At 45.7% G+C, this 10,643-nt stretch carries 5 protein-coding genes; all 5 read left to right on the top strand.

The window, feature by feature from the left end:
* The first annotated feature begins 72 nt into the window (after positions 1 to 72).
* The 5 genes from BMX56_RS27225 (at position 73) to BMX56_RS27205 (ending at position 9,364) form a co-directional block, all read left to right on the top strand.
* Positions 73 to 1,116 (top strand): aldose epimerase family protein, encoded by a 1,044-nt coding sequence (locus BMX56_RS27225; protein WP_090652877.1) that lies wholly within the window; start codon positions 73 to 75, stop codon positions 1,114 to 1,116.
* Positions 1,117 to 1,661: 545 nt separating this feature from the next.
* Positions 1,662 to 4,907 (top strand): SusC/RagA family TonB-linked outer membrane protein, encoded by a 3,246-nt coding sequence (locus BMX56_RS27220; RefSeq protein WP_218152498.1) that lies wholly within the window; start codon positions 1,662 to 1,664, stop codon positions 4,905 to 4,907.
* A 22-nt stretch (positions 4,908 to 4,929) separates the two neighbouring features.
* A complete protein-coding gene (locus tag BMX56_RS27215) occupies positions 4,930 to 6,843 on the top strand; it encodes a RagB/SusD family nutrient uptake outer membrane protein (RefSeq protein WP_090652876.1) in 1,914 nt (637 codons plus the stop codon).
* A gap of 49 nt (positions 6,844 to 6,892) precedes the next feature.
* Positions 6,893 to 8,119, top strand: coding sequence for a DUF4959 domain-containing protein (locus BMX56_RS27210; RefSeq protein WP_090652875.1), 1,227 nt, complete (start codon positions 6,893 to 6,895; stop codon positions 8,117 to 8,119).
* A gap of 33 nt (positions 8,120 to 8,152) precedes the next feature.
* Positions 8,153 to 9,364, top strand: a complete 1,212-nt coding sequence (locus BMX56_RS27205) for a DUF4998 domain-containing protein (RefSeq protein WP_090652874.1) — start codon at positions 8,153 to 8,155, stop codon at positions 9,362 to 9,364.
* Positions 9,365 to 10,643: the final 1,279 nt, after the last annotated feature.

Raw genomic sequence — 10,643 nt, 5'->3', positions numbered from 1 at the left:
TTTTAGCTTAATTAAATAGGTGTTATAATTACAATAATATAATTTACCTTGAGCCATAATACCAACCAAATCATGATCAAAAGCCAAAACAGGATATCGCAACAGGAATGGGGCGAACATGCTGGCTGTAAGGTTTACTTTTTCAGGCTCGAAAATAGTTCAGGGGCATATGTGGAGCTTACCAATTATGGTGCAACGCTGGTATCGGCAGTAGTGCCGGATAAGGCGGGCAACCTGGAAAACGTGATATTGGGCTACCATTCATTACCGGATTATATTGCCGACGAATGCTATTTAGGTGCCACCATAGGTCGTTTTGCCAACAGGATTGGAGGGGCAGAATTTACTTTAGACGAAACAATTTATCACCTGGACGCTAATGATGGTAACAATTCCAACCATGGTGGTAATACCGGCTTTAATACCCGGGTGTTTGATTATCAAATAACCGAAAGCGGCGTATCATTTAGCCTGCTGAGTAAGGATGGTGATGGCGGCTACCCCGGAGACCTTAAATTGGTAGTAACTTATGAGTGGACTGATGATAATGAACTGAAAATCAAATACCAGGCCACAGCCGACAAGCAAACGGTGGCCAGTTTTACCAATCACGCATACTTCAATCTATCTGCTGGGGAGTGTGCTATTTTTGACCATACCCTTAAGGTTTATGCCGAAAACATGCTGGATGTAGATGCCACCTACGTACCAACCGGCCTGGTTAAACCAGCCGGTAAAAGGGTTTTAAACGGGGAGGTTTTAAGGGAGAAAATGATTGCCGGCGGCGATACCATCAACGGTTATAACCATTGCTTTGTACTGCAAAACGACGCCCAACATACCCTCAAAACGGCCGCGCTGCTTATCGATAGCACCTCGGGGCGCCGGGTTGAGGTAGCTACCTCCTATCCATCAATAGTTGTGTATACCGGCGATTATCTTCAAAGCAAAATTCCCGGCAATTATTCAAGGTCATACAGACCTTTTGATGGTTTATGCCTGGAGTGCCAGCATTATCCCGATAGTCCCAATCATGCTCATTTTCCATCGGCAACATTAGGCCCAGGCGAAGCTTTTCACCAGGTTATTGTGTACAAATTTGGCGTGGTGGCTTAAGCTTTCCTTCCTTTTTTATAAGCAGCTCTTTTTGTATAAAAAACAATACTTTTTTATACAAACGAGATACTTATGCTATACTTTTTTAAAAAAAAATCACAAAAAGTTTTAACTTTTTTGCACTCCCCAAAGTGCTGTTTTTCCCAGGGTTCGGGAATTAATGGACGAACCCATTTTGATGATCAAAAATCATAAAATTGTCCATCCTTTTTGAAAGTAAATCCATTTTCTCAAGCTTGATCTCCCCCTACATTTACAGAACCAATTATTAACTAAACCCATAAAGTATGTGAAGATTTTGACTCTTGACCTTAGGGGAGAAAAGCAGAACAACCAATTACAGGCCACGGAATAACCGGCGGATGCGATTAATAAAACCACGGCCTTATGGAGAAGGGGCCGGCCGTTTTACAATTAGCTCCGCGCATAAGCCCGGCTTAACAATCCCCAAAAACTTGCTTTCCCGCCAATAACTGATCCTGCATTTGAAAACAAATATTTGATCGCAAACCAATTAATGAATAACAAATTATGAACCAAATTTTATGAAGCCACTTTACATTTTTAGTAAACTACTTTCAAAAAATACCAGGCAGCTTATCCTGGGGCGTTGCACAATGCTTTTTGTGCTTACCCTGTTTTTTGGCAGTGCCTATTCGCAAACCAGGGTTACCGTTACAGGTAAGGTAACCGATACCCTTGGCGTAAAAATACAGGGTGCTACCATATTGGCCGAAAACGTTAAAAATATCTCGACGTCGACTGATGAGAACGGCCGCTTTGTACTGGATGTGCCCGTAGGTACATCATTACGTATAAGCTTTGTGGGTTTTACCGAACAGCACGTTGTTGTTAGTGCCGATAAAAAGATCTTCAACATCATCCTTAAAGAAAACAAGCTGATTGCCGAAGAAGTTGTAGTAACAGCCTTTGGTAAAAAGGAACGCAAGGAAGCATTGGTAGGTTCGGTAACCAGCATCAAGCCCGGCGAACTAAAAATACCGGCGAGTAACTTAACCAACGCTTTGGCAGGGCAGGCAGCCGGTATCATTGCCTACCAGCGCAGCGGCCAGCCGGGGCAGGATAACGCCTCCTTCTTCATCAGGGGGGTAACTACTTTCGGTTACAAACGCGATCCGCTTATTTTGATTGATAATGTGGAGCTATCCACCAATGACCTGGCACGCTTAAATGTGGATGATATTGCCAGCTTCTCTATCCTGAAAGATGCCAGCGCTACCGCCCTATACGGTGCACGCGGTGCAAACGGTGTTATTTTGGTAAGCACCAAAGAGGGTAAGGAAGGCGCGCCTAAAATCAATTTTCGGTCGGAATACTCGTCCTCGCAATCAACCCAAACGTTGGACCTTGTGGACCCGATCCAGTACATGAACCTTTACAACGAGGCCACGTTAACCCGCGACCCTAAATTGCCGTTACCTTTCCCCGAAAGCAAGATCAGGAATACGCAGAATACCATAAACGGAACGCCGGGCAGCAACCAGTATGTATACCCCGCTGTTGACTGGCTTAACCTGTTGTTTAAAAAACGTGCCACCACACAACGTAATAATTTAAGCGTGAGCGGCGGCGGTAACATTGCCCGCTACTATATAGCAGGCGCATACAATGTGGATAACGGGGTATTGAAGAACGATATCCGCAACAATAACAACAATAACGTTAAGTTTAAAAACTACCAGTTACGTTCAAACATCAACGTAAACATGACCAAGACCACCGAGGTGGTTGTACGTTTATCGGGTACGTTTAGCGAATATAACGGCCCTATTACTACCGATGGTTCTTTCGCATCCGATTTATATAACGTGGCCATCCATACCAGCCCCGTATTGTTCCCGGCTTATTTCCCGGCCGATTCGGCAAACCTGAATGCCCAGCACATCCTTTTTGGTAATACAGGTTTGGTTGGCGGTACCACAAGCAACAATATCTCCTACAATAACCCTTACGCGGCTTTGTTGCGCGGTCATAAAAACTCGTCAGAGTCAAGGATGTCGGCACAACTGGAGTTAAACCAAAACCTTAAGTTTATTACCGACGGTTTAAAGTTCAGGGGGCTATTTAATACCAACAGGTATTCTTATTTCACCTCACAATCGGCCTATTCGCCTTTTTACTATAACGTTAATACCTACGATAAGGAAACCAACAAGTACACCCTTACCTGGCTTAACCCGCAGCCAACAGGCTACAACGTAGCGCAGGAATACCTGAGCTATTCGCCGGGCGGTACACAGGTAAATACCTTTATTTATTTGCAGGGCGCTTTGGAGTATGCCAAATCATTCGGCAGTCATACCATAAACACCACATTGATAGGTACACAGCAGCAAACACTGTATGCCAATGCCGGCGATTTGTTATCGGCCCTACCCTATCGTAACCTTGGCCTGGCAGGCAGGGTAACCTACTCTTTTAAAAGCAGGTATTTTGCCGAGTTTAACTTTGGCTATAACGGATCAGAGCGCTTTTCGGCCAATCATCGTTATGGTTTCTTCCCAACCATTGGTGCCTCATGGGTAGTATCTAATGAAGACTGGTGGACACCGGGCATCGTCGATCGTTTAAAAATCCGCGCCAGCCATGGTTTGGTGGGTAACGATGCCATTGGCTCGCAGCGTTTCTTCTACCAATCGGTAGTTCAGTTTAACCAGGGTTATAATTATGCGCAATTTGGTATCAATAACCAGTATGAGCGTAAAGGGGTAACCATCCAGAATTACGAGAATACTGATGTAACCTGGGAAACCTCGAGACAAACCAACGTTGCCGTTGAAATGACGCTTTTGAAAAATTTCAATATCGTGGCCGAGTTTTATAAAAACCACCGCTATAACATTTTACAGCAACGCGCAAGCATCCCTGTAAGCGAGGGTTTAGAGGCGCCTATCAGTGCCAACCTGGGCGTGGTTGATTCAAAGGGTATCGATTTATCTATGGATTACAAACAAAACTTTGGCAACAGCGCCTGGGCATCAATCCGCGGTAACTTTACCTACTCCAATAATAAATATACTTACATCGAGGAGCCCGACTATAAGGAGCCATGGCGCCATGCCATTGGCCAGCCCATAAGCCGCGGCTACGGCTACATTGCCGAACGCTTGTTTGTTGACGACCAGGAAGCGGCAAACTCGCCTACCCAGATCTTTAATGGCAGCGGTATAAAACCACAGGGTGGCGATATTAAATACCGCGATTTAAATGGCGATGGTAAAATAGATGTATTGGATATGGCCTATCTGGGTTATCCGCAAACGCCCGAAATTGTTTATGGCTTCGGTTTTTCAACCGGCTATAAGGGTTTTGATCTTTCGGCATTTTTCCAGGGCCAGGCAAGGGTATCGTTCTTTGTCGATCCTACCAGGGTAAGCCCTTTTATCCAAAGCCCCGATCCTTATGTGTACGGCAATACACAGGTATTAAGCGAGTTTGCCAACAGCCACTGGAGCGAAGAGCACCAGGATTTGTATGCAGCCTACCCACGCCTGGGTGTTAACTCAACCGTGATATCAAACAACCTGCAGCCAAGCACCTGGTGGCTGCGCGATGGCAGCTTTATGCGCCTTAAATCATTAGAGGTTGGTTATACACTGCCTGCACGCATAGCCAAATCATTAAGGGTATCAAACCTAAGAATTTACTTTAACGGCCTGAATTTGCTTACCTGGAGCCCCTTCAAACTATGGGATCCTGAGCAGGGTGGTAACGGCTTTGCGTACCCGATACAAAAAGTATACAACATAGGCTTAAACGTGAATTTATAATTAACAGAAAAAAGCAGAAGATATGAAATCGTCATATTATAAATTGATTTGTGTGATTGTGCTGTGTTCCATGAGCCTTTCATGTAAAAAATACCTGGATGTTACCCCCGATAATGTGGGCACGCTTGAATATGCCTTCCGGAACCGTAACGAGGCCGAAAACTACCTGTTTTCGTGCTACGCTACCATGACGCAGATGAACAACGTGGTAAATGATCCGGGTTTTGCAACCTCGTCAGAAATTGTGTACCCCAATACCCTTAACGATCATTACTTTAACGAGGTGGGCTTCAACATCATCAGGGGCCTGCAAACCACCGCAAACCCAAGCATTAACTACTGGGACGGCACCAACGGGGGCAGCAATTTGTTCCAGGCCATCAGGAGGTGCAATATCATGCTCGAAAACATTGATAAGCCTATTGATTTAAGCGCATCAGAAAAAAAGCGGTGGATTGCCGAGGTTAAATTTTTAAAGGCCTACTATCATTATTACATGATAAGGTTGTACGGCCCCATCATTTTAATAAAAACCAATAATCCGGTTAATGCCAGCACGGCCGATGTAAAACGCAGCCGCTCGTCGGTTGATGAATCATTTGCCTATGTGGTATCGTTGTTGGATGATGCCATACCCGATTTGCCACCTGTTATTGAAAGCCAGGCTACCGAGTTCGGTCGCATTACCAAATTTATTGCCATGAGTGTAAAGGCCGAGGTTTTAACCACGGCTGCAAGTCCGCTGTTTAACGGCAACCCCGATTATGCCAATTTTAAGGATAATACAGGCAAGCTGCTTTTTTCATCAAGCGCCGATGCTAACAAATGGAAACTGGCTGCCGATGCCTGTAAAGCCGCTATAACCGAGTGCGAAGCGCAGGGCCTGCACCTGTACAACACGCCGCCAACAGTAAGTGTGGGCAATGTATCTGATAAGCTGAAAAAGGTATTAACCCTGCAGGCCATGATCACCGATAAATGGGAGCAAAACCCCGAACTGATCTGGGCCCTAAATTACGGTTTTGGTTACCAGGGCTTTACTATCCCAAGGATGACGGATAAATCCGAAAGCCTGGCATCAACCTATCCATCAACATTCGCGGTGCCTATTTCAACATCCGAGCTGTATTATACCAGCAATGGTGTGCCTATCAATGAGGATAAAACTTTTGACTATGCCAACCGCTACACCCCGCAAACCGGCGATGATGCCAATGGATCGTACATCAAATCGGGCTATCAAACAGCAAAAGGCCACTTTAACCGCGAGCTGCGTTTTTATGCCAGCATTGGTTTCGACGGCGGCATCTGGTTTGGCAACGGCAAGCTTGACGAAAGCAGCGCCTACTACGTACAGGCCCGTGGCCCTTATGCTTTAGCCGGGCCAAAAAGTTTAAGCGCCACCAATATTACCGGTATGTGGCCAAAAAAACTGGCCAATTACCTGTCGGTTTATGATGAGGTTTTTACCGCGGTTGATTTTCATATGCCGCGGATGCGCCTGGCAGGCCTTTACCTGCTATATGCCGAAGCGCTTAACGAATCGCAGGGCCCTGTTGCCGAAGTGTTTACTTACATAGATAAAGTAAGGGCAAGGGCCGGTTTGGGTGGCGTACAGGCTTCATGGGGCAGCTATTCAAAAACGCCCGATAAGCCAAATACCAAAGATGGCCTGCGCGAGATTATTCACCGCGAAAGAAGGATTGAGCTGTGCTTTGAAGGCCAGGCCGGCTGGGATTTGCGCCGCTGGAAAGAGCTGCAGGATGTGCTGAGCAGGCCCATACAGGGCTGGAACGTTAACGAAGGCGATGCCGCGAATTACTACCGGCCGCAAACGGTTATTATACCCGTGTTTGGGATTAAGGATTATTTATGGCCTATCCAGACAAGCGACATTGTGGTGGATAACAACCTTAACCAAAACCCATACTGGTAGTTTACCGGTGCTGTAAAAATTTCAAATGATTAATATTAAAATATAAATTATGAAAAAGATCAATAACCGCAGATACCTTTCAGGTTTGCTGTTAGCGCCCGTGTTGCTCATGATGCTTTTTGCGTCCTGTAAAAAAGCCGAGTCGAACATCGAGGTGGTATCCAACGATCCTACCAAACCGGGGCCTGTAACCAATGTTAACGTAATCAATTTAAACGGCAGCGCCAGGTTAACCTATACCTTGCCCAATTCAAAAAATCTGCTGTACGTTTTGGCCAAATATGCCATTAACGATAAAACTGTGCGCGAAACCAAGGCCAGCTATTATACCGATACCATTACGGTTGATGGCTTTGCCCGTGCCCAGGAGTACACGGTTACGCTGTATGCTGTAAGCCGTGCCAATATCATGTCCGATCCGGTTACCGTAAAGGTAAACCCGCTTACACCAAACTACCAGCTGGTTAACGCCGCGCTAAACATCACTGCCGATTTTGGCGGCGCAAACTTTTTTGGCCTCAACCCCAATAAAGCGCCTATTGCCATGCACGTCCTTACGTTTAACACCAAAACCAACAAGTACGATGAGCAGGACCCTAACTATATCAGTACCGATACCGTTAATTTTTCGGTACGTGGTTTTAGCGCCGTATCTACCAAGTTTGGTGTTTATACCACCGATAGGTTTGGCAACCACTCCGATACCTTGTTTAAAACCTTAACGCCGCTGTATGAAACCCTGCTGGATAAAAGCAAGTTTTATGTGTACCATCTGGCCAGCGATAGCCCAATTGGTTACGGTTGGGAGTTAAAATACCTGTTTGATGGCAGCACCAACGAGCCGGGCTGGCATACTTTAGGCGCGCCAACCAACCAGTGTACATTTGGCTTGGGCGTAACTGCTAAGCTGAGCCGCTTTGTGCTGTGGGAAAGGCTTAACAGTATTTACTCGTACCAAAACATCCAGAATTTTACGCTATGGGGCACCACGGTTGATAATCCGCAGGATTCCGTTCTGCCAAAAAATTCGGCACCGGGCACCATATCCGGCGATTGGGTTAACCTGGGCAACTTCGCGTTTCCGCCGCCGCCCTCGGGTTTGCCAAATAACCAGGCCAACGCGTCAGATCTGGCCTTTGTTGCCGCGGGCGTAAACTTTGCCATCCCGTTTGCTGCGCCGGCTACCAAATATATCAGGCTGGATGTATCGCGCACGTTTGGCGGCTTAAACTATGTAAACGCGATTGAGGTATCGTTATATGGCAATCCTTTGTAGTACAACGTGTTGTTAACATTAAAAATTAAGAAAATGAAAATTAATTTCAAGGTTGCTGTTTTCTTTTTGCTGTACCTGTCGCTGGCCGGCTGCAAAAAATACGATACAGACTATAAATCTTTTTTAGATCATCACGAGGTAACTTACCCTGGTTTAGCCAGCGGGGTTACCTACCACACCGGCAATTTGCGGGCCGTACTGGTTTGGCACCCCAGCCCCGATCCGAGTATCAAAAACTACGTGGTAAGCTGGAATAATGGCAGCGATTCGGTAGTTGTTAATGCTACCTCGCACAGTCCGGCCGATTCAATTACCGTATCAATCCCCAATTTAAAAGAGTATGTATATACTTTCACCATTGTGGCACATGATAACGATGGCAATAAATCGGTAGGGCAGGATTTAAACAACGTGCGGGTATACGGTCCATCGTACATCTCGGCGCTGTTTAACCGGGGCTATAATACGTCAAACCCCTATTCGTTAAATGACGACGGCACCGTAACGTTAAACTTTAACAAGGCCGATACAGGTAACGTATCAACCACTATGATGTATACCAATAAGCTTGGCGCTGCCGCCCAAAAATCTTTCGGGCCTAATGATAACTCGGTAACTTTAACCGATTATAAGCTGGGCAGCCCTATAAGCTACCAGTCGGCATATAAACCAACGCCCGACGCGGTAGATGCGTTTCCGGTAAAAACAGCCGATAGCTTCCCAACCATTTACAACATTGTGGAGTGCGATAAATCATTGTTCAAGGCCTATAACCTGCCAACAGATGTGCCATCGGCCTACGGCTGGGAAACTTATTACCTGTGGGATAAAAGCACCGGCGAGCCTGGTTTTCATACCCCCGGCCAAAATTTCCCTATCTGGTTCACCTTTGATATGGGGCAATCGGCATCGCTGGCAAAAATGAAAATCTGGCAGCGCGAATCGGGCCTGTATAACTACGGTAATCCAAAACGCTTCGAAATTTACGGCAGCAACAACCCAAGCTCAAACGGCGACTTTAGCAATTGGGTAATGCTTGGCAGCTTTACCTCGGTTAAGCCATCGGGCCTGCCGGTTGGCCAAAACACCGATGCCGATCTGGCGTTTGAACGCGCCGGCGAGCCATTTACCTTCCCGGCTAATTTGGCGCCATACCGCTACATCAGGTTTAAAGTGCTGGAAACATGGGGCGGCGGCAACTATTTCCACCTGTGCGAACTGACGATGTACAAAACAGATAAATAATAGGTTTATAAATTGGTTAAATGTAGCCGGTAGCTGTAATGGTTGCCGGCTTTTTTGTTATGGGGGGCGAAGGCAGTTTTGCAGATACGCATCACATGCGTAACCCCGTATGGAAATTTAACTTCTAAATCCGATCCGCGCCGGGTGTGTCTTCGCAAAATAATTTTTCTATATTTAGCACCCTCATTCACGCGAAAATCTCCTTTCCGAGGATTTTCAAAGGTTAGAGGCCCGTGCACCGAATGACTATCCGTTCCGCGCAAGCGCGCTTCAGCCAATGAAACGGAATCAGGAAAAGCGTTGTAATCAACCTCTTTTCCCCAGGCAGAAATACCGATAGGCAAGTATCCAGTTCCAACGATATTATGACGAAACAGGTCGCCACTATTTTTAAACTATACATGGGGATGAAAAGTATTATTGACCATGATATTGTTTTCAACAACACGGCTTACGCCTTCCCGCAGCTTGATTCCCCCGTTTAAGCACAGATTATTGTAAATAAGATAGTTGCTGGATCCATCCTCCAGGTCAATATCCCAACCATGGTCGCAGCGGAACCGGTTGTTACGAAGGATGATAGGCTTTACCACATCAAGGAGTGTTATGCCGGGGTTTTCGGCAACAATTGAATCAAGCTTTTTCTTATCGGCTTCCCAATAACCTAAATTCTAAAAAATAAAAATTCCGACTTAAAACGCAAGGGTAAATTAAAGTCAAGTGCCAACGATACAGCCATTTTCCGATTATGCAAAAATCCCGAGCTTGCGGCGACCGCAGATTCACAGAGTCATTTATAGTGTTGTCAATTCGTAAACTATAATAAATAAACGAAAAGACATATCGCGGCAGCTACAATTAAATTACCCGCTACGTCATCTTCAGGAAAAGAATTTCATCTTTTCCTTCTAAATACTAAGCTTACGCCATGTCTTTAGGACAGTTAACAATGTTTGTTGTTAAGCGTAATGCTCTTGATTACTTTTTGCTCCGTTTAAAATATAAACTCCCGGATGAAATGAACATCCGGGAGTTGCATAGTTATTACTTAGCATGGCGTTTGTCTATCAGCGGGCCACAAGGCCGGAGCCTTGCGACAGCGTAAAGGCGCCAGCAATTCCGCATAGGTCAGGCGGTCGCTTTTAAAGTTCAACATGGCTCGCCGCGTTAAAAATATCTCTAACTAACGTGAGTTCGGGTTAAGCGGCTAAGAATAATTGACTATCCTGGTTTTCAAAAACGATATTTAGCGATGGTTTTTTCGGAAAGAATGAGTAAG

This window comes from Mucilaginibacter sp. OK283 (assembly GCF_900110415.1).
Lineage (GTDB): Bacteria > Bacteroidota > Bacteroidia > Sphingobacteriales > Sphingobacteriaceae > Mucilaginibacter.
Note: the sequence above shows the minus strand (reverse complement) of the source record. Positions and strands in the feature narration are given on the sequence as shown.